Origin of the sequence: Pseudomonas idahonensis (assembly GCF_037903935.1) — a bacterium.
GTDB classification, from domain to species: Bacteria; Pseudomonadota; Gammaproteobacteria; order Pseudomonadales; family Pseudomonadaceae; genus Aquipseudomonas; species Aquipseudomonas danubii.
In genome coordinates, this window is sequence record NZ_CP149586.1 from 6,305,768 (window position 1) to 6,326,911 (window position 21,144).

At 63.1% G+C, this 21,144-nt stretch carries 16 protein-coding genes; 12 read left to right on the forward strand and 4 right to left on the reverse strand.

Going from position 1 to position 21,144, the window contains the following annotated elements:
* The first annotated feature begins 39 nt into the window (after positions 1-39).
* Positions 40-885 carry a choline ABC transporter permease subunit gene (choW, locus tag WIN67_RS28570; protein WP_102862017.1) on the forward strand — a complete coding sequence of 282 codons (846 nt, stop codon included), beginning with the start codon at positions 40-42 and terminating at the stop codon, positions 883-885.
* Positions 882-2,060, forward strand: a complete 1,179-nt coding sequence (gene choV / locus WIN67_RS28575; protein ID WP_339070351.1) for a choline ABC transporter ATP-binding protein — start codon at positions 882-884, stop codon at positions 2,058-2,060. Before choW ends, choV begins: the two co-directional genes overlap by 4 nt.
* A 188-nt stretch (positions 2,061-2,248) precedes the next feature.
* On the opposite strand, the gene WIN67_RS28580 is transcribed toward choV, so the two are convergent.
* Positions 2,249-4,201 carry a BCCT family transporter gene (locus WIN67_RS28580; protein ID WP_267270074.1) on the reverse strand — a complete coding sequence of 651 codons (1,953 nt, stop codon included), beginning with the start codon at positions 4,199-4,201 and terminating at the stop codon, positions 2,249-2,251.
* A 486-nt stretch (positions 4,202-4,687) separates the two neighbouring features.
* Here WIN67_RS28580 and betI point away from each other — a divergent pair, with 486 nt between their 5' ends.
* From betI to yccS, 9 genes are all read left to right on the forward strand, one after another.
* Positions 4,688-5,308, forward strand: a complete 621-nt coding sequence (gene betI, locus WIN67_RS28585; protein WP_016966359.1) for a transcriptional regulator BetI — start codon at positions 4,688-4,690, stop codon at positions 5,306-5,308.
* 81 nt (positions 5,309-5,389) lie between these two features.
* Positions 5,390-6,862, forward strand: coding sequence for a betaine-aldehyde dehydrogenase (betB, locus tag WIN67_RS28590; RefSeq protein ID WP_102881119.1), 1,473 nt, complete (start codon positions 5,390-5,392; stop codon positions 6,860-6,862).
* A 174-nt stretch (positions 6,863-7,036) separates the two neighbouring features.
* The gene (gene betA / locus WIN67_RS28595; RefSeq protein ID WP_110594388.1) at positions 7,037-8,740 is read left to right on the forward strand and encodes a choline dehydrogenase; all 1,704 of its coding nucleotides are present in this window, start codon (positions 7,037-7,039) and stop codon (positions 8,738-8,740) included.
* Between the two features lie 241 nt (positions 8,741-8,981).
* Positions 8,982-10,424 (forward strand): TldD/PmbA family protein, encoded by a 1,443-nt coding sequence (locus WIN67_RS28600; protein ID WP_110594386.1) that lies wholly within the window; start codon positions 8,982-8,984, stop codon positions 10,422-10,424.
* On the forward strand, positions 10,424-11,761 hold the full coding sequence (locus WIN67_RS28605) for a TldD/PmbA family protein (RefSeq protein WP_339070352.1): 1,338 nt from the start codon (positions 10,424-10,426) through the stop codon (positions 11,759-11,761). The genes WIN67_RS28600 and WIN67_RS28605 overlap by 1 nt, the downstream gene beginning before the upstream one ends.
* Positions 11,762-11,836: 75 nt before the next feature.
* Positions 11,837-13,267: a multidrug transporter subunit MdtD gene (gene mdtD / locus WIN67_RS28610; RefSeq protein WP_102881123.1), complete on the forward strand. Its 1,431-nt coding sequence runs from the start codon at positions 11,837-11,839 to the stop codon at positions 13,265-13,267.
* A 243-nt stretch (positions 13,268-13,510) separates the two neighbouring features.
* Positions 13,511-14,848 (forward strand): ATP-dependent RNA helicase DbpA, encoded by a 1,338-nt coding sequence (dbpA, locus tag WIN67_RS28615; RefSeq protein ID WP_240322050.1) that lies wholly within the window; start codon positions 13,511-13,513, stop codon positions 14,846-14,848.
* Between the two features lie 125 nt (positions 14,849-14,973).
* The gene (locus WIN67_RS28620) at positions 14,974-16,152 is read left to right on the forward strand and encodes an NAD(P)/FAD-dependent oxidoreductase (RefSeq protein ID WP_110594383.1); all 1,179 of its coding nucleotides are present in this window, start codon (positions 14,974-14,976) and stop codon (positions 16,150-16,152) included.
* Positions 16,153-16,380: 228 nt separating this feature from the next.
* Entirely contained in the window at positions 16,381-18,573 is a 2,193-nt protein-coding gene (gene yccS, locus WIN67_RS28625) for a YccS family putative transporter (RefSeq protein WP_123389888.1), read from the forward strand.
* A gap of 96 nt (positions 18,574-18,669) precedes the next feature.
* Here the strand turns inward: yccS and WIN67_RS28630 are convergent, their stop codons facing one another.
* The gene (locus WIN67_RS28630) at positions 18,670-19,407 is read right to left on the reverse strand and encodes a substrate-binding periplasmic protein (protein ID WP_102881127.1); all 738 of its coding nucleotides are present in this window, start codon (positions 19,405-19,407) and stop codon (positions 18,670-18,672) included.
* 420 nt (positions 19,408-19,827) lie between these two features.
* Between WIN67_RS28630 and WIN67_RS28635 the strand changes: the two genes are divergently transcribed.
* Positions 19,828-20,280 (forward strand): GNAT family N-acetyltransferase, encoded by a 453-nt coding sequence (locus tag WIN67_RS28635; RefSeq protein ID WP_110652411.1) that lies wholly within the window; start codon positions 19,828-19,830, stop codon positions 20,278-20,280.
* 3 nt (positions 20,281-20,283) lie between these two features.
* Here WIN67_RS28635 and WIN67_RS28640 read toward each other — a convergent pair whose 3' ends face one another.
* Both WIN67_RS28640 and WIN67_RS28645 read right to left on the reverse strand, forming a co-directional pair.
* Complete coding sequence (locus WIN67_RS28640; RefSeq protein WP_102862029.1) at positions 20,284-20,580, reverse strand: winged helix-turn-helix domain-containing protein; 297 nt, start codon at positions 20,578-20,580, stop codon at positions 20,284-20,286.
* A gap of 23 nt (positions 20,581-20,603) precedes the next feature.
* Positions 20,604-21,116 carry a M48 family metallopeptidase gene (locus tag WIN67_RS28645; protein WP_102881129.1) on the reverse strand — a complete coding sequence of 171 codons (513 nt, stop codon included), beginning with the start codon at positions 21,114-21,116 and terminating at the stop codon, positions 20,604-20,606.
* Between the last annotated feature and the right edge of the window lie 28 nt (positions 21,117-21,144).

A 21,144-nucleotide genomic window follows, 5' to 3' on the forward strand; every position in this document is an offset into this window, starting at 1 on the left:
CCCGGGCTGTTTTTTCCTTGCATGCGGACGTTCAATACCATGCTCACTGATCAGAAAATCCCCCTGGGCCAGTACATCGCGGCTTTCGTAGACTGGTTGACGAAACACGGTGCCAGCACCTTCGATGCGATCGCTACCACCCTGGAAACCATGATCCACGGCGTGACGTTCGCGCTGACCTGGTTCAATCCCCTGGCCCTGATCGGCCTGATTGCCCTGCTGGCGCACCTGATCCAGCGCAAATGGGGCCTGACTGTATTTGTCGTGCTGTCCTTCCTGCTGATCCTCAATCTGGGGTACTGGCAGGAAACCATGGAAACCCTGGCCCAGGTGCTGTTCGCCACCCTGGTCTGCGTGCTGATCGGCGTGCCCCTGGGAATCGTCGCCGCGCACAAGCCGCTGTTCTACACCATGATGCGTCCGGTCCTGGACCTGATGCAGACCGTCCCCACATTCGTCTACCTGATCCCGACCCTGACCCTGTTCGGCCTCGGGGTGGTACCCGGCCTGATCTCCACGGTGGTGTTCGCCATTGCCGCGCCGATCCGCCTGACCTACCTGGGCATTCGCGATGTTCCACAAGAGTTGATGGACGCGGGCAAGGCCTTTGGCTGTTCGCGCCGTCAGTTGTTGTCGCGCATTGAGCTGCCCCACGCCATGCCGAGCATCGCCGCCGGTATTACCCAATGCATCATGCTGTCGTTGTCGATGGTGGTGATCGCCGCCCTGGTCGGCGCCGACGGCCTGGGCAAACCCGTGGTCAACGCACTCAACACCGCCGACATTGCCCTGGGCTTCGAAGCCGGCCTGGCGATCGTGCTGCTGGCGATCATGCTCGACCGCATCTGCAAACAACCTGAAGCCAAAGTAGGGGGTGACGCATGAGCATAATCCGCTTCGATAACGTCGACGTTATCTTCTCCAAGGACCCACGGGAGGCGCTCAAGCTGCTGGACCAGGGCATGACCCGCAACGAGATCCTGAAGAAAACCGGGCAGATCGTCGGCGTGGAAAAGGCCAGCCTGGACGTGCAGAAAGGCGAGATCTGCGTGCTGATGGGCCTCTCCGGTTCCGGCAAGTCGAGCCTGTTGCGCTGCATCAACGGCCTGAACACCGTAAGCCGCGGCAAGCTGTTCGTCGAACACGAAGGCCAGCAGATCGACATTGCCTCCTGCTCCCCCGCCGAACTGAAGATGATGCGCACCCAGCGCATCGCCATGGTGTTCCAGAAGTTCGCCCTGATGCCCTGGCTGACGGTGCGCGAGAACATCAGCTTCGGCCTGGAGATGCAGGGCCGACCGGAGAAGGAACGGCGCAAGCTGGTGGACGAGAAACTTGAGCTGGTGGGCCTGACCCAGTGGCGCAACAAGAAGCCCGACGAGCTGTCCGGCGGCATGCAGCAGCGTGTGGGCCTGGCCCGCGCCCTGGCCATGGACGCCGATATCCTGCTGATGGACGAACCTTTCTCGGCCCTCGACCCGCTGATCCGCCAGGGTCTGCAGGACGAGTTGCTGGAACTGCAACGCAAGCTGAGCAAGACCATCGTGTTTGTCAGCCACGACCTGGACGAGGCCCTGAAGCTGGGCAGCCGCATCGCCATCATGAAAGACGGGCGGATCATCCAGTACAGCAAGCCGGAAGAGATCGTGCTCAACCCCGCGGACGACTATGTGCGCACCTTCGTCGCCCACACCAACCCGCTGAACGTGCTCTGCGGTCGCAGCCTGATGCGCAGCCTGGACAACTGCAAGCGGGTCAACGGCTCCGTGTGCCTGGACCCGGGCGGCGACTCCTGGCTCGACCTGGCGGAGGGCAACACCATCAAGGGCGCCCGGCGCAACGGCTCGCAGATGGACCTGCAGAACTGGGTTCCGGGGCAAGCGGTGGAAGAACTGGGTCGGCACCCGACCCTGGTGGACTCCAACATCGGCATGCGCGACGCCCTGCAGATCCGCTACCAGACCGGCAACAAACTGGTGCTCCACGACAACCAGAAAGTCGTCGGCATCCTTGGCGACAGCGAGCTCTACCACGCGCTGCTCGGCAAGAACCTGGGTTAAGCCGCAGACACAAAAACGCCGCGAGCAATCGCGGCGTTTTGCTTTATCGACACACGCCCTTCTGTAGGAGCTGGCTCGCCAGCGAACAGGCCCTGAAGCCTTGCAGCCCCCTTGAAGGGCGCCTTCGCCGGCAAGCCGGCTCCTACAGCGGCTGGAGCCGCTCCGTCGGGAGCGGTCCGTTACTTCACTCAGCTATAGACCCGGCCAAGGAGTTGCCGATGGCTTTCGAACTGATCGAGCACATCACGGGTGATCTGCTCCTGGGTGAAGCCCATCAAGTCGTATTCCTGGCTGCCGTTGTGCAGGTACACCTCGGCGCGGTAGAAACGACTGCGCACTTCGCTGTCCGCCCCTTCCGGCTGGGCCGATTCGCTCGGCGCCGCCAGGTAGCCGTCCAGGCTCACTTCATAGACGAAGGGATTGCCTTCCTCCATTTCCACCCGCAGGCCCAGCAAACTCTTGGACTTGCCCAGGTTGGTCTGCACTTCATGGCCCAGGGTGCGCAGTTGCGCGACGGCTTCCTGCAGCGCCGGGCTGATGTGCTTGTCCATGTAACGCTGCACCACCGACTGGGTCGGTTGCAGGTCCAGCTGGGTCAGACGCTCGCTGAAACCACGGCGACCGCGCTCGGCCAATTGCGCTTGTTCCTGCTCGATCTGCACGTCCTGGCGCATGGCCTTGTGCAAACCGAACATGAAGAAGATCAGCACCACCGAGAACGGCAGGCCGGCCAGCACCACCATGGTCTGCATGGCTTCGAAGTTACCGGCGAACAACAGACCGATGGTCACCAGGGTGATCACCACCGACCAGAAGATCCGCAGCCAGTGCGGGGCGTCTTCGTCGACGTTGCCGCCCTTGCAGGACAGGTTGGCCATCATCACCGCGCCGGAGTCGGCGGGGGTCAGGAACAGCACGAAGCCGACGAAGATCGAGACACCGATGACAATCTTCGAGGCCGGGTAGTGCTCAAGCAGTTGGTAGATCGCCATGGACGGCTGTTCCAGCGCCGTCTTGCCCAGTTCCACCGCTCCCTGGTTGACCACCAGGTCCAGGGCCGAGTTACCGAAGATCGACAGCCAGGCCAGGGTGAAGCCCAGGGGAATCAGCAGCACGCCGGCGACCAGCTCACGCACGGTGCGACCACGGGAAATACGCGCAATGAACATGCCTACGAATGGCGCCCAGGAAATCCACCAGGCCCAGTAGAACAGGGTCCACAGGCCCAGCCAGCGGTCGGACTTGGCGTTGTCGCCTTCATACACGTAGAGGTCGAAGGTCTTGAGCACCACGCCGTTGAGGTAGTCGCCGACGTTCTGCACGAAGCCGTTGAGCAGGTGCAAGGTTGGGCCGAACAGCAGGACGAAAATCAACAGACCGCTGAACAGCACGATGTTCAGGTTGGACAGGCGGCGGATGCCGTTTTCCACACCGGACACCGCAGCAATGGTGGCCACCGTGCTCATGACGATGATCACGATCAGCAGGTTGGTGTTGCTGTGCTCCATGCCGAACAGGTTTTCCAGGCCGGAAGACACCTGCATCGAACCAATCCCGAGGTTGGTCACCAGGCCCAGCAGGGTCACGAACATGCCGAAACCGTCCACTGCGTGGCCGGCCGCGCCCTTGACCCAGCGCTCGCCCACCAGCGGATACAACGCCGAACGCAGCGCCAGCGGCTGGTTATGACGATAGGCAAAGTACGCCACCGCCAGGCCCACCAGGGCGTAGATCGCCCAGCCATGCAGGCCCCAGTGCAGGAAGGTCAGCTGCAACGCCTGGCGTGCGGCCAGGTTGCTGCCGGGTACGCCTTCAGGCGGGTTGAAGTAGTGATCCAGGGGCTCGGAAGCACCGAAGTACAGCAGCGAGATACCGATACCGGAAGAGAACAGCATCCCGGCCCAGGCACCGTAGCTGAAGTCCGGGGTGTCTTGCTTGGTCCCCAGCTTGAGCTTGCCGTAGGAGGAGAACGCCAGGCCCACCACGAACACCAGGTAAGCGGCGATCACCACCATGTAGTACCAGCCGAAGCTGCGGGACAACCAGGCCTGGGCAATGCCCAGCAGTCGGCCGGCCTCTTGCGGGGCGATGATCAGAATGGCGGTCAACAACAGGATCAGCGCGGTGGAGGTGTAGAACACCCAACCGTTGACCCGCACCTTCTCCGGTGGGGTCTTTATAAGAGAGGCAGAACTCATTGCACAGATGCTCCAGGCAGTGCGAGAGAAGGACACAAGGCAACACCGCACCCGACCAATCGGTTAGTTGGCAGCCGATCATCGGGTGATATAAAGACACCCCGAAAAAGCCCGAAACCGCAAAAGCCGCGTTGCGCACCCGCATCCAAGGTCAGTGACGAACCTGCAGCTCGTCGCCTGTTCCCCGGAGCGTCCTGCCCCTTCAACACGTCCTTACTCTTGCCGGTCCACGCCATGCCACGTGTAAGTTTTGGGCTATTTCGGAGGTCGTTTTCCCGCCGTCCGCGAGTAGGAAAACCTCCCCAGGCAGCGACGATTTGTCGCAGATCTTATTCTTTGTTGATTGAACGTTCAATCAAAACAAAATAGACTGGCCCACAAGTCGACCGGCGTCATACGCCCGCCGACAGGCCTAAGGAGAGGTATCAGATGCCCAAGGTCGGTATGCAACCCATACGCCGCCAGCAATTGATCGAAGCCACGCTACAGGCCGTCGATCAGGTCGGAATGGGGGACGCCAGCATTGCGCTGATCGCCCGTTTGGCCGGTGTTTCAAACGGCATCATCAGTCACTACTTTCGGGACAAGAACGGCCTGATCGCAGCGACGATGGGTTACATCATGAGCATGCTCAACGAAGGCGTCAGAGCACGCCGCCAGGCCCTGACGGACGACAGCCCGCGCGCTCACCTGAAAGTGATCATCGAGGGCAACTTCGATGCCAGCCAGGTGAACGGCCCGGCAATGAAAACCTGGTTGGCCTTCTGGGCTTCCAGCATGCACCAGCCCGATTTGCACAGGTTGCAGCGGATCAACGACCACCGCTTGTATTCCAACCTGTGTTGCCAGTTCCGCCGTGCCCTGCCGCTCTACCATGCGCGCAAGGCAGCTCGCGGCCTGGCGGCTTTGATCGACGGTTTGTGGCTGCGTGGTGCCTTGTCGGGTGATGCATTCGACACCGACCAGGCGATACGGATCGCTTACGAATACATGGATCTACAACTGGCTAAGCAGGAGCGCCAGAGCACAAAAGAGACGCTCGGCCCCTGACCCGCCACTGATCAACGTGTCCTGAACTTCGGGATACGCCCGGTGGTCAAGCCCACTACTTAATGCACTTGCGAGGACACTATGGCCCGTTTCGAACTGCAAAAACTCTACATCGACGGCGGCTACACCGATGCCGGCAGCGACGCCACTTTCGATGCCATCAACCCGGCCAACGGTGAAGTTCTCGCACAAGTGCAGCGTGCGACCAAGGAAGACGTGGAACGCGCCGTAGTCAGCGCCGAAAAAGGCCAGAAGATCTGGGCCGCCATGACTGCCATGGAGCGTTCGCGCATCCTGCGTCGCGCCGTGGAAATCCTCCGCGAGCGCAACGACGAACTGGCCGCTCTGGAAACCCTGGACACCGGTAAAGCCTTCTCCGAAACCAAGTACGTGGACATCGTCACCGGCGCTGACGTGCTGGAATACTACGCAGGCCTGGTACCGGCCATCGAAGGCGAGCAGATCCCGCTGCGCACCACGTCCTTCGTCTACACCCGTCGCGAGCCTCTGGGCGTGGTCGCCGGCATCGGCGCCTGGAACTACCCGATCCAGATCGCCCTGTGGAAATCCGCGCCAGCCCTGGCCGCCGGTAACGCGATGATCTTCAAGCCCAGCGAAGTCACCTCGCTGACCACCCTGAAACTGGCCGAGATCTACACCGAAGCCGGCGTACCGGCTGGCGTGTTCAACGTGCTGACCGGCAGCGGCCGTGAAGTCGGCACCTGGCTGACCGAGCACCCGCGTATCGAGAAAGTCTCCTTCACCGGCGGCACCGACACCGGCAAGAAAGTCATGGCCAGCGCTTCCAGCTCCTCGCTCAAAGACGTGACCATGGAACTGGGCGGCAAGTCGCCGCTGATCATCTTCGACGACGCTGACCTGGATCGCGCCGCCGACACCGCCATGATGGCCAACTTCTACAGCTCCGGTCAGGTCTGCACCAACGGTACTCGCGTGTTCGTACCGAGCCACCTGAAAGCCGCTTTCGAAGCCAAGATCGCCGAGCGCGTAGCGCGCATCCGCATCGGCAACCCGGAAGACGAAAACACCAACTTCGGTCCGCTGGTCAGCTTCCAGCACATGGAAAGCGTGCTGGGCTACATCGCCAAGGGCAAAGCAGAAGGTGCCCGCGTACTGTGCGGCGGCGAGCGCCTGACCGACGGCGAATTCGCCAAGGGTGCCTTCGTTGCACCGACCGTGTTCACCGACTGCACCGACGACATGACCATCGTCCGTGAAGAAATCTTCGGCCCAGTGATGGCGATCCTGACTTACGAAACCGAAGAAGAAGTGATCCGCCGCGCCAACGACACCGACTTCGGCCTGGCTGCCGGCATCGTCACCAAGGACCTGAACCGCGCCCACCGCGTGATTCATCAGCTCGAAGCCGGTATCTGCTGGATCAACGCCTGGGGCGAATCCGACGCCAAGATGCCGGTTGGCGGCTACAAGCAATCGGGTGTTGGCCGTGAGAACGGCATCAGCTCGCTGAACAACTTCACCCGCATCAAGTCGGTACAGGTCGAGCTGGGCGACTACGCCTCGGTGTTCTAAGACACCCAGCCTGAACGACAACCCCTGTAGCCGCTGCCGCAGGCTGCGAAAAGGTCCGAAGGACCTTCCTGCGATCGCCGAAGCACGTCCGCTGCGCGGCCGATCGCAGCCTTCGGCAGCAGCTACAGGCCTATTGATCGTGCGACCTGACCAATCTCAAAGAGGGTGCATTCAATGTCCCAAGAATTCGATTACATCATTGTGGGTGCCGGCTCTGCCGGTAACACCCTGGCGACCCGTCTGACCGAAGACGAAGGCGTCACCGTCCTGCTGCTGGAAGCAGGCGGCCCGGACTATCGCTTCGACTTCCGTACCCAGATGCCGGCGGCACTGGCCTTCCCACTGCAAGGCCGTCGCTACAACTGGGCCTACGAGACCGATCCAGAGCCACACATGAACGGTCGTCGCATGGAGTGTGGTCGCGGCAAGGGCCTGGGTGGCTCGTCGCTGATCAACGGCATGTGCTACATCCGCGGCAACGCCATGGACTACGACGGCTGGGCCAAGCTGCCAGGCCTGGAAGACTGGACCTACCTGGACTGCCTGCCGTACTTCCGCAAGGCGGAAACCCGTGACATCGGCCCCAACGACTACCACGGCGGCGAAGGCCCGGTCAGCGTGACCACGCCCAAAGCCGGCAACAACCCGCTGTTCCACGCCATGGTCGAAGCCGGTGTACAAGCCGGTTACCCGCGCACCGAAGACCTGAACGGCTACCAGCAGGAAGGCTTCGGCCCGATGGACCGTACGGTCACCCCTAAAGGTCGTCGCTCCAGCACCGCCCGCGGTTACCTGGACATCGCCAAGAAGCGTTCGACCCTGACCATCGTCACCCACGCCCTGACCGACAAGATCATCTTTGACGGCAAGCGCGCAGTCGGCGTGAGCTACCTGCAAGGCAGCACCGAAGAGCGCGTGGAAGCCCGCGCCCGCAAGGAAGTGATCGTCAGCTCCGGCGCCATCGCCTCGCCGCAACTGCTGCAACGCTCCGGCGTCGGCCCCCGCGCCCTGCTGGAAAGCCTGGACATCCCGGTGGTCCACGACCTGCCGGGCGTCGGCGAGAACCTGCAGGACCACCTGGAGCTGTACCTGCAGTACGCCTGCACCCAACCGGTGTCGCTGTACCCATCGCTGCTGTGGTGGAACCAGCCGGCCATCGGTGCCGAATGGCTGTTCAACGGCACCGGCATCGGCGCCAGCAACCAGTTCGAAGCCGGCGGTTTCATCCGTACGCGTGAAGAGTTCGAATGGCCGAATATCCAGTACCACTTCCTGCCGGTGGCGATTAACTACAACGGCAGCAACGGCGTGAAAGAGCACGGTTTCCAGGCGCACATGGGTTCCATGCGCTCGCCGAGCCGTGGTCGCGTGCAGATCAAGTCCAAGGACCCGCGCCAGCACCCCAGCATCCTCTTCAACTACATGGCCACCGAGCAGGACTGGCAGGAATTCCGCGACGGCATCCGCCTGACCCGGGAAATCATGCAACAGCCGGCCCTGGACGCCTTCCGTGGTCGAGAAATCAGCCCGGGCATCGAGGTGCAGACCGACGAGCAACTGGACACGTTCATCCGCGAGCACGCCGAGACCGCGTTCCACCCATCCTGCTCGTGCAAGATGGGCACCGACGACATGGCGGTAGTGGATGGCCAGGGTCGCGTGCACGGCATGCAAGGCCTGCGCGTAGTGGATGCCTCGATCATGCCGATCATCACCACCGGCAACCTCAACGCGCCGACCATCATGATGGCCGAGAAAATCGCCGACAAGATCCGTGGCCGTCAGCCGCTGCCCCGCAGCAAGGCCGACTACTACGTAGCGGGCAACGCCCCGGTGCGTGGCAAGCCAATGCGCGATATCACTCCGACCGCGCAGTAAGCCGCACGGGCACCGACCGCAAGGGTCGGTGCCTTTTTCACCTCCCCGCGTATTTCCTGCCCCCGCATTGCCCGCACTGCCTCCTTGATCGCAGCCTCCGGCAGCAGCTACAGTTCTGCAACTTGCCCATCCCCTTCGCCCCGGAGTCCACCGACGCCTATATCTGTAGGAGCCGCCGGGCAGCGTTCCGTTTGCTGGCGACAAGACCCGCCCGCTATCGCGTCTCACAAGGAGGTTCTCCATGTTCGACTTTCACCCCCAGCTCAAGCAGCGCTTTGCTGCCTTGCGCACGGGCGCCGAATTCTTTTCCCTGCGCTACGTGCGCGAGTCGGACCAATACCTGTCAGTGCGCAAGAACGTTGCCGAACCACCGAGCCTGGGCCGCGACGAAGGGGCGATGCTGACCGCACGGGTGCGTGGTGTGGAAGCCTACGCCGCCACCAGTGACCTCTCGCAAGGCGGCCTGCAAGCCGCCCTCGACCGCGCCGAACACCTGGCTCGGGTGATCGCCGCCCACGCCCTGCTGGACCTGCGCGAGCAACCGGTATCCAGCCACCGTGGCGACTACCTTTCGCCGAATCTGGACCAGCCCTTCCCATCCCTCAGCGACTGTTACCAGCTGCTGGGCGACGAATCGGCCTCGGTGCCCAAGGACGAGCGCCTAGTGAACTGGCAAGTGGGCATCGGCGTGACCCAGGTCGAGCAGATCTACCTCAACAGCGCCGGCGCCGAGCTGCGCCAGGCTCAGCGGTTTGTCTACCCGGGCCTGGATGTCACCGCCTACGACGGTAGCGACAGCCAGACCCGCAGCCTGGGCCGGGAAAACTTCGGCCAGCAGGGCGCCGGCGATGTGATCAGCCGCTGTGGCCTGCTGGGCGCGGCGCCACGGGTGGCCGACCAGGCGCTGCAACTGCTGCTGGCGCCGAACACCCCGCCAGGCCAGCGGGACCTGCTGCTGATGCCGGACCAGATGATGCTGCAGATCCACGAGTCCATCGGCCACCCCCTGGAACTGGACCGCATCCTCGGCGACGAGCGCAACTACGCCGGCACCAGTTTCGTCAAACAGGAAGATTTCGGCCGCCTGCAATATGGCTCGTCCCTGCTCAACGTGACCTTCGACCCACAGATTCCCGAGGAGTTGGCCAGCTATGGGCATGACGACGATGGCAGCGCCGCCAGCAAGCAGTTCCTGATCCGCGAGGGGCTGCTGGTACGTCCCCTGGGCAGTGCCCTGTCGCAGTACCGCAGTGGCCTCGACGGCGTTGCCAACAGCCGCGCCAGCAGTTGGAACCGCGCGCCCATCGACCGCATGGCCAACCTCAACGTCGAGCCCGGCGACCAGCCCCTGGACCGCCTGATCGGCCAGATCGAACACGGCATCCTGATGTCCACCAACCGCTCCTGGTCCATCGACGATGCGCGCAACAAGTTCCAGTTCGGCTGCGAATGGGGCCAGTTGATCGAAAACGGCGAGCTCAAGGGCGTGGTCAAGAACCCCAACTACCGGGGTATCTCAGCACAGTTCTGGCGCAACCTCAGCGCGGTGGGCGATCGCAGCACCTTCCAGGTCCTGGGCACGCCCAACTGCGGCAAGGGCGAGCCCAACCAGGTAATCCGCGTCGGCCACGCTTCGCCGGCCTGCGTGTTCAGCAAGATTGACGTATTCGGAGGAGACGCCTGATGAACAGGACGATGAATCAGGCCGAGCAGTTCAAGGCATGGGTGCAGTGGCTGCAGGACGCGATCAAGGAATCGGAACAGTTCACTCTGAGCTACTCGGCCGAGTCCTCGGAGTTCATCCGTTTCAACCACGCCAAGGTGCGTCAGGCCGGGCAGGTGCAACAGGCCAGCCTGCACTTCAAGCTGATCGACGACGGACGCCACGCCGACTTGAGCATCACCTTGAGCAACGACCCCGAGGTGGACCGTCAGCGCCTGGTCGAAGCCCTGCAACAGTTGCGCGAAACCCTGCCGCTGCTGCCGGCGGACCCGTACCTGATGCTCAATCACGCCCAATGGCAATCCCACCATGTGCAGGACCATCCGCTGCCCGATAGCGAGCAGGTGGTGGCACAGATCGGCCGCGCCGGTGCCGGCCTGGATCTGGTGGGCATCTATGCCGCCGGCCCCATCAGCCGAGGTTTTGCCAGTTCCGCCGGAGCCTTCGGCTGGCATCAGGCCAATAGCTTCAACTTCGACTTCAGCCTGTTCCACGCAAACGGCGAAGCGGTGAAGGCCAGCTACGCGGGACACGCCTGGGACGACGCAGCCTTCGCCCAGCGCTTCGACCAGGCCCGTCAGCAACTGGAGTTCCTCGGTCGACCGCTGCGCACCCTGACGCCGGGGCATTACCGCGCCTACCTGGCGCCGGCGGCCCTGGAGGAGATCATGGGCATGCTGGCCTGGGGCGGGTTCTCGGCCCAGTCCATTGCCAGCAAGCACAGCCCCCTGCAGAAGCTCTACGCGGGCGATGCCGCCCTGAGCCCCCTGGTGTCCCTGGACGAACAGGTCAGCGGCTCCCTGAGTCCGGCCTTTTCCGATGAGGGCTACCCGCGCAGCGACCTGTCGCTGATCGCCGCCGGCAATGCCAACGCACAGTTGATCAACTCCCGCAGCGCCGCCGAGTACGGCCTGACCAGCAACGGCGCCGGCAGCAGCGAATACCCCAGTGCGCTGAACATGGCCGCCGGGCAGCTGTCGCAGCAGGAGATCCTCAAGCAACTGGGCACCGGCCTGTACATCAGCAACCTGTGGTACCTCAACTACTCGGACCTGCCGGCAGCGCGCCTGACCGGCATGACCCGCTTCGCCACCTTCTGGGTGGAGAACGGCGAGATCCAGGCCCCGGTGAGCACCATGCGTTTCGATGACAGCGTCTACAGCCTGCTGGGTTCGCAACTGGAGGCCCTGACCGAGCAGCGCGAACTGCTGCTTTCGGCCAGTACCTACGGCCAGCGCCAGACTGCCTCGATGCATTTGCCCGGAGCCCTGGTCAGTCGCCTGACCCTCACCTTGTAAGCGACAAGCCGCAAGCTGTAAGCGGCAAGCTTGAAGCTTATGGCTTGCCGCTTGCCGCTGCCCTTGGGAGATCCCATGCCCGAACGCACGCCTCTCGATGCCACCACCGCCCGCTGGGTGCCCTGGGTGGTGGCCATCGCCTTCTTCATGCAATCCCTGGACGGCACCATCCTCAACACGGCGCTGCCAGCCATGGCCCAGGACCTGGCGGAAGACCCGCTGCGCATGCAGGGGGTGATCATCGCCTACATGCTCACCGTGGCCCTGCTGATCCCAGCATCGGGCTGGATCGCCGACCGCTTCGGCACCAAGAAGATCTTCTTCGGCGCCATCTTGCTGTTCAGCATCGGTTCCCTGCTGTGCGCGATGTCCAACACCCTGAGCCAACTGATCGGCGCCCGGGTGATCCAGGGCCTGGGCGGGGCACTGATGCTGCCGGTGGGACGGTTGGTGGTGCTGCGGGCCTACCCGCGTTCGGAACTGGTGCGGATCATGGGCTTCATCACCATTCCCGGCCTGCTGGGCCCGCTGATCGGCCCGACCATGGGCGGCTGGATGGTGCAGTACCTGACTTGGCACTGGATCTTCCTGATCAACCTGCCAGTGGGTGCGGTGGGCTGCTATGCGGTGTGGCGTTTTATCCCCGACCTGCGAGGCAGCGAGCGCACCCGTTTCGATGGCCTGGGCTTTGTGCTGTTCGGCGCGGCGATGGTGCTGATCACCATCGCCATGGAAGGCCTGGGGGAACTGCACCTGCCGCACCTGCGGGTGATGTTGCTGCTGTTTGCCGGGCTGGCCTGCCTGGCGGCCTACTGGCTACGAGCCGGGCATATCGACACCCCGCTGTTCGCCCCTTCGCTGTTCAAGGTGCGGACCTTTGCCGTGGGCATCCTCGGCAACCTGTTCGCCCGCCTGGGCAGCGGTGCCCTGCCGTTCCTGGTGCCGCTGCTGCTGCAGGTGGCGCTGGGTTATTCACCGTCCCAGGCGGGGATGAGCATGCTGCCCCTGGCGGCCGCGGCGATGCTGGCCAAGTCCATTGCCCGGCCGTTGATCGAGCGCCTGGGCTACCGCATCGTGCTCACCGGCAACACCCTGGCCCTGGGGCTGATGCTGGCCAGCATGGGGCTGGTCAGCGAGCACACGCCTTATCCCCTGCTGCTGGGCATGCTGGCGGTGCTGGGGGCGATCAACTCGCTGCAGTTCACCGCGATGAACACCGTGACCCTGATCGACCTCGACGATGCCGCCGCCAGCAGCGGCAACAGCTTACTGTCGGTGGTAGCGCAGTTGTCCCTGAGCCTGGGGGTGGCCTGTGCCGGTGCGCTGCTGGGCGGTTTTACTGCACAAGTAGGCAATGACGGAGTGAACACCGTGCTCGGCGCCTTCCAGCTGACCTTTCTCACCGTGGGCATCATGGCGATGCTGGCGGCGGCGATCTTCCTCCAGCTGTCGCCCACCGATGGCCGAAGGGCGCGCAAGGTCGAGGAGCAGCACATCGAGCATTGAGCCGCACACACCCCTCCGTAGGAGCCGGCTTGCCGGCGAAGAGGCCCCCGAGCATTGCACCAACCTCGCGACCGCTTTCGCTGGCAAGCCAGCTCCTACACAAAACCACCTTTGCGCGGTTGCTCGTCCAGAATTTGCAGGTTATAGGAGCGAGGCTGATACACTGCGCGACATTTTGTTTTGCAGGCCAGTCCCGTGACCACCATTGCCACCGCTTTTAATACTTTGCCCCTGTCTCCCGCCATGCTGGCTAACCTCGACTCCCTCGGTTATGCCCAGATGACGCCGATCCAGGCGCAGAGCTTGCCGGTGATCCTCAAGGGCATGGACCTGATCGCCCAGGCCAAGACCGGCAGCGGCAAGACCGCGGCCTTCGGCATCGGCCTGCTGAACCCGATCAACCCGCGCTACTTCGGCTGCCAGGCCCTGGTGATCTGCCCGACCCGCGAGCTGGCCGACCAGGTGGCCAAGGAAATCCGGCGCCTGGCCCGTGCCGAAGACAACATCAAGGTCCTGACCCTGTGCGGCGGCGTGTCCTTCGGCCCGCAGATCGCTTCCCTGGAACACGGCGCCCACATCATCGTCGGCACCCCGGGGCGTATCCAGCAACACCTGCGCAAGGGTTCGCTGGTGCTTGATGGCCTGAACACGCTGATCCTCGACGAAGCCGACCGCATGCTCGACATGGGTTTCTACGACGCCATCGAAGACATCATCGAGCAGACCCCGTCGCGCCGGCAGACCCTGCTGTTCTCCGCCACGTACCCGGTGGGCATCAAGCAACTGGCGTCGAAGTTCATGCGTGATCCGCAGACGGTGAAAGCCGAAGCGTTCCACGACGACACGCAGATCGAACAGCGTTTCTACGAGATTTCCCCGGAAGAACGCATGAGCGCAGTGACCAAAGTCCTGCACCACTTCCGCCCGGCTTCCTGCGTCGCTTTCTGCTTCACCAAGCAGCAAGTGCAGGAAACCGTCGATCACCTGACCTCCAAAGGCATTTCCGCCGTCGGCCTGCACGGCGATCTGGAACAGCGTGACCGCGATCAGGTGCTGGCGATGTTCGCCAACCGCAGTACTTCGGTACTGGTCGCCACCGACGTGGCCGCCCGTGGCCTGGACATCGATGCGCTGGACATGGTGATCAACGTCGAGCTGGCCCGCGATTCGGAAATCCACATTCACCGCGTTGGCCGTACCGGTCGCGCTGGCGAAAAAGGTATCGCGGTCAGCCTCGTCGCACCGTCCGAAGCCCATCGCGCGCAAGCCATCGAACAGCTGCAGAAAGCCCCGCTGAACTGGGATCAGGTCGACAACCTCAAGTCCCAGGGCGGCGCCCCGCTGCAGCCACCGATGAGCACGCTGTGCATCGCGGGCGGGCGCAAGGACAAAGTGCGTCCGGGCGATATTCTCGGTGCACTGACTGGCGACGCCGGCATCCCGGGCGCCCAGGTCGGCAAGATCGCGATCTTCGACTTCCAGTCGTATGTGGCGGTTGATCGCACCGTGGTCATGCAAGCGCTGCAACGTTTGAACAACGGCAAGATCAAGGGCCGTTCGCTGCGCGTGCGCGTCCTCTAACCCCACCGTCCCTGTAGGAGCGAGCTTGCTCGCGATAGCGTCCGAACAGCCGACATCGAGGTTGAACCCGGCACCGTTATCGCGAGCAAGCTCGCTCCTACACAAATTTGTGCGAGGACACCGTTTTGCGTTCTACCCAAGTCGTGATCATCGGCGCTGGCGCGGCCGGCCTGATGTGCGCCCTGACCGCGGCCGGCCGCGGTCGCCAGGTATTGCTGCTGGACCACGCCAACAAGGCCGGCAAGAAAATCCTGATGTCCGGCGGTGGCCGCTGCAACTTCACCAATATGTACACCGAGCCCGCCAACTTCCTTTCGCAGAACCCGCATTTCTGTAAATCGGCCCTGGCCCGCTACACCCAGTGGGACTTCATCGGCCTGGTGGCCAAGCACGGCGTGCCCTACCACGAGAAGAAACTCGGCCAGCTGTTCTGCGATAACAAGTCCAGCGACATCCTCGGCATGCTGCTCGACGAATGCGATCAGGTCGGCGTCGAACTGCGCCTGGACACCTCGATCCAGCAGATCGAGAAAATGGAGTCGGGCTATCTGCTGCAGACCACCCTGGGCGCGGTGCAGTGCCAATCCCTGGTGATTGCCACCGGCGGCCTGTCGATCCCAACCTTGGGCGCTACCGGTTTTGGCTATCAAGTCGCCAAGCAGTTCGGCCATGAACTGCTGCCGACCCGTGCCGGCCTGGTGCCCTTCACCATCACCGATCAGCTCAAGGAGCTGTGCAGCGAGTTGTCGGGCACCTCGGTGGACTGTCTGGTGAGCTGCAACGAGCAGAGCTTTCGCGAGAACATTCTGTTCACTCATCGTGGCCTCAGCGGCCCGGCGATCCTGCAGATTTCCTCCTACTGGCAACCCGGCGACAGTGTCGAGATCAACCTGCTGCCAGACCACGACGCCCTGGGCTGGCTGCAACAGCAGCAGGCCGAGCGCCCCAACAGCGAGCTGAAAACCCTGCTGGGGGAAATCTTCACCAAGAAGATGGCGGGACTGCTGGCCGAGCACTGGTTCGTCTCCAAGCCGATGAAGCAGTACACCCCGGCGGAACTGGCGGACGTGGCGCAAAAACTCGGCAGCTGGCAGTTGGTGCCGGCGGGCACCGAGGGCTACCGCACCGCCGAAGTGACCCTGGGCGGGGTCGATACCCGCGAGGTGTCGTCCAAGACCATGGAATCGCTGAAGAGCCCGGGGCTGTATTTCATCGGTGAAGTGCTGGACGTCACCGGCCACCTGGGCGGCTTCAACTTCCAGTGGGCCTGGGCCTCGGGCTACGCGGCGGCGCAATACGTCTGAGCCGCTGCAATCCCTGTAGCCGCTGCCGCAGGCTGCGACAGGTCCGCAGGACCTCAGCGGACCTTGAATCGCCGCGCACCTTCGGGTCGTTCGCAGCCTACGGCAGCGGCTACAGGCGCCCGACCGGCAACGGCAACAGAATTTGTCGGCCGATGTGACGGCGGCATTGCGCCGTCGTCAATACTGGCTCAATTTAGCTGCATCGCCCCGGAAGGCCTGTCCCACTCCATGTCATCGACTTCTTTTCGTCAGTCTCTGCGCCGCCTCTGGGCGCTGGATAAATTCAGCTACAGCGTGCGGGTGTTCATCGCCCTGACCGGCAGCATGGCGCTGTGCTGGTATCAGGATGAGATGGGCCTGCTGATTCCGCTGTTCCTCGGCATCATCGCCAGCGCACTGGCGGAAACCGACGACAGCTGGCAAGGCCGGCTCAACGCCCTGGCCGTGACCCTGGTGTGCTTCAGCATCGCCGCGCTGTCGGTGGAACTGTTGTTCCCCTACCCCTGGATCTTCGCCATTGCCCTGGCCCTGGCCAGCTTCGGCCTGACCATGCTCGGGGCTCTGGGGGAACGCTATGGCGCCATCGCCTCGGCGACCCTGATTCTCTCGGTCTACACCATGATCGGCGTCGACCAGCGCGGCGGCGCGGTGATCGATTTCTGGCACGAGCCGCTGCTGCTGGTGGCCGGCGCGGCCTGGTATGGCCTGCTCTCGGTCCTGTGGCAGGCGCTGTTCTCCAACCAGCCGGTGCAGCAGAGCCTGGCCCGGCTGTTTCGTGAGCTGGGTTTCTACCTCAAGCTCAAGTCATCCCTGTTCGAGCCAATCCGCCAGTTGGATGTGGAAGCCCGGCGCCTGGAGCTGGCCCAGCAAAATGGCAAGGTCGTGGCAGCCCTCAACGCCGCCAAGGAGATCATCCTGCACCGGGTGGGCAATGGCCGGCCGGGGTCGAAAGTCAGCCGCTACCTGAAGCTGTACTTCCTGGCCCAGGACATCCACGAGCGCGCCAGTTCGTCCCATTACCCCTATAACGCCCTGACCGACGCCTTCTTCCACAGCGACGTGCTGTTTCGCTGCCAGCGCCTGTTGCGCCAGCAGGGCAAGGCCTGCCGCTCCCTGGCCGAATCCATCCAGCTGCGCCAGCCGTTCGTCTATGACGCCAGCTTCGCCGAGGCCCTGAGCGACCTGCACGCCTCCCTGGAACACCTGCGCATCCAGAGCAACCCGGCCTGGCGCGGGCTGCTGCGCTCGCTGCGCGCCCTGGCGGCCAACCTTGGCACCCTCGACCGCCTACTCAGCGACGCCAGCAACCCCGACGCCCTGGCCGATGCCACCGACAGCAGCCTGCTGGACCGCTCGCCGCGCAACCTCAAGGATGTCTGGACTCGCCTGCGCACCCAGCTGACACCGACATCACTGCTGTTCCGCCATGCCCTGCGCCTGCCCCTGGCGCTGAGTATCGGCTACGGCATGGTGCATCTGATCCACCCATCCCAGGGCTACTGGATCATCCTCACCACGCTGTTCGTCTGCCAGCCCAACTACGGCGCCACCCGGCGCAAGCTGGGGCAGCGGATCGTCGGCACCGCCATCGGCCTGACCATCGCCTGGGCGCTGTTCGACCTGTTCCCGAGCCCCTTGGTGCAATCGCTGTTCGCCATCGCCGCCGGGGTGGTGTTCTTTACCAACCGCACCACCCGCTACACCCTGGCCACAGCCGCCATCACCCTGATGGTGCTGTTCTGCTTCAACCAGGTGGGCGACGGTTACGGGCTGTTCCTGCCGCGGCTGTTCGATACCCTGCTGGGCAGTCTGATCGCCGGGCTGGCGGTGTTCCTGTTCCTGCCGGACTGGCAGGGCCGACGCCTGAACAAGGTGCTGGCCAACACCCTGACCTGCAACAGCATCTACCTGCGCCAGATCATGCAGCAGTACGCCGCAGGCAAAAGCGACGACCTGGCCTACCGCCTGGCCCGGCGCAACGCCCACAACGCCGACGCGGCGCTGTCCACCACCCTGGCCAACATGCTCATGGAGCCGGGGCATTTCCGTAAGGAAGCCGACGTGGGGTTCCGCTTCCTGGTGCTGTCCCACACCTTGCTCAGCTACCTGTCGGGGTTGGGCGCGCACCGGGAAACCCAACTGCCGGGGGAAGTCCGCGAGCACCTGATCGACGGTGCCGGGGTCAGCCTGGCGGCGAGCATCGACGAGATTGCCCAGGGTCTGGCCAACAAGACCCCGATCGCCATCCAGAGCGATGCCGAGGAAGCGTTGGCCAATGAGCTGGAGCAGATGCCGGATGAAATCGACGAAGGCCAGCGTCTGGTGCAGACCCAGCTGGCACTGATCTGTCGACAACTGGGGCCGTTGCGGACCCTGGCGGCGCACCTGATCAAAGACACCAGCGACGACGCAAAATCGTAGGAGCCGGCTTGCCGGCGAAAGAGGCCGCAAGATTTATGCAAGGTCCGGGGCCGCTTTCGCTGGTAAGCCAGCTCCTACAGACAGCCCCCTGTTCGGTTACATACCGTGCTGGCGCAACAGGCGGTCGTAGCTGCCGTCGGCCTTCATGGCGGCAATTTCCCGGTCGAACTTGGCAACGATCTGCGCGTGTTCGGGGTTTTTCAGGCTGACCAGGATATGCAGGCCGTTCTCGCTCAGGGGCTTGGGCAGAAATTCCACCGCGTTGCGCACCCGAGGCGATTCCCGGGCCAAGTAATAGCGGGCGACGTATTCGTCTTCCAGAGTCAGCTTGACCCGGTCCGCCGCCAGCATGCGCACGGCCATGGCGAAGTTATGCACCAGAACTTTCTGCAGGTTCGGGTCGTTGTCGAACTCCGGCGAATAGGCGTAGCCACGCACTACCGCCACCGGGTACTGATGCAGTTGCTTGAGGTTGTTGTATTCCAGCGAGGCATCCTTGCGCTTGATGAAGCGCACTCGGTTGACCAGGTACTCCGAGGAAAACTGCCCCAGATGGGTGCGCTCTTCGTTGTACCAGGCATTGACCAGTACGTCGTAGCGTCCCTCGCCAACCCCCATGAGAGCCCGGGCCCAGGGCACCTGTTCGAACTCGCTGGCATAGCCGGCACGGGAAAGGGCGGTGCTGACGATATCGGTGGCCACCCCGCCATTGACCAGGGTCGCATCGGTAAAGGGGGGCCAGGCGTCAGCGACCAGGCGCAGCTTCTCCGCAGAAGCGCTGTGGCCCAGCAACAGCAATCCGATCAAAGCCAAAGCTCGATGCAATCGCAGCATGCTAAAAGATCCTTAGCGGGCACAGGGCCCAGCGCGTTCCAGCCGACACTCGAGGGCCCCTGCCGGTATTCGACAGGGCAGCCCAGCCCCTAACACTAGCTCATCAAAACCGCTGCACAGGACTTGAAAACAGATTACACAAAGAAGACAAAGGCCAGTAACAACAATAGTGGCATTTTGACCTAACTCACAGAAACAGCCTCTGGGTGCTGCTCGACAAGACATCCGGCGGCGATGTGCCTAGGCTCTGTACGAAAAGTTTTGAGACGAAGGTCAGGCAAGGCGAAAACGGTCGAGGAAGCGGAGTTTACGGGTTGTAAATGAGCATTCCGAGACCGTTTTCAACGCAGCATCACCGAGTATCAAGGCTTTTCGTACAGAGCATAGTATTTCGCACAGCACTTTCTACAGGATATGAAGATGACCATCGAATGGGTCTGCAAGCATCACACCGATCTGGGCAAGGAACAGTTGTACGCCATCCTGCAACTGCGCACCGAAGTCTTTGTCGTGGAACAGAAATGCCCCTACCAGGAAGTGGACGGCCGCGACCTTGAAGGCGATACCTGCCACTTGATGGCCTGGGACGACGACCGCCTGCTGGCCTATGTGCGCCTGCTGGACCCGATCTCCCAAGGCGGGGACGTCGTGATCGGCCGCGTAGTGATCGCCGAACAGGCCCGTGGCCAGGGCCTGGGTCATGCCCTGATGGAGCAGGCGCTGAAACAGGCACAACGGCACTGGCCAGAAACCCCGATCTACCTCTCGGCCCAGGCCCATCTAAAGGATTACTACGGACGCTACGGCTTCATCGTCGCGGGTGAGGAATACCTTGAGGACGGCATTCCCCATATCGGCATGCGCCGGGCCTGAGACTCAGGGATAACCCAGCACTGTCTTGATCTGCCGCAGATTGGGCTCGATCCAGCCCTTGTCGATGGCTCCCCAGCTATGGATCCGGTAGCGCCCGGCATGATTGCGGGCGCCATCCTGCTGCTCGAACTCGCAGAGGATGTCCAGGTCCGCCAGGGCGGCGATGGTGTCCTGGGCGGTGCGTCGGGGCATGCCCGTGACTTCGGTCAGCGCCGGCACACTGCTGGCCAGGCCGCTGTCGATCAGATACGCCACATACAGGCGGCGGTAGAAACTGCTCTTGGTCTTGCTGACATCCATCGCCTACTCCCTTTCACTAAGCACTAATCCGCCGCTCCTGCCTTGGCTTGCAGGTCGCGCCAGGTCAGGTAGACCCGCAGGTCGAACTCCAGCTGGTGATAGCCCGGCAGCATATGCTCGCAGAGCTTGTAGAACGCCTTGTTGTGGTCCGATTCCTTGAAGTGCGCCAGCTCGTGCACCACGATCATCCGCAAGAACTCCGGCGCCGCCTCCTTGAACAGGGAGGCGATGCGGATCTCCTTCTTGGCCTTGAGCTTGCCGCCCTGCACCCGGGACACCGTGGTGTGCAGGCCCAGGGCGCGGTGGGTCAGGTCCAGGCGGTTATCGAACAGCACCTTGTCGATGGCCGGGGCGTTGCGCAGGTATTCCTGCTTCAGTTCCAGAGCGTAGTTGTACAACGCCTTGTCGCTCTGTACCGCGTGCTTGTGCGGATAGCGCCGGCTCAGGTAGTCCCCCAGGCGATCTTCGTCGATCAGCTGGCGCACTTGCTGTTGCAGGGCGACGGGGTAGGCCTGAAGGTATTTGAGTGCAGTCATGAAGGGGCAACGCAAGGTGCAAAGAGCG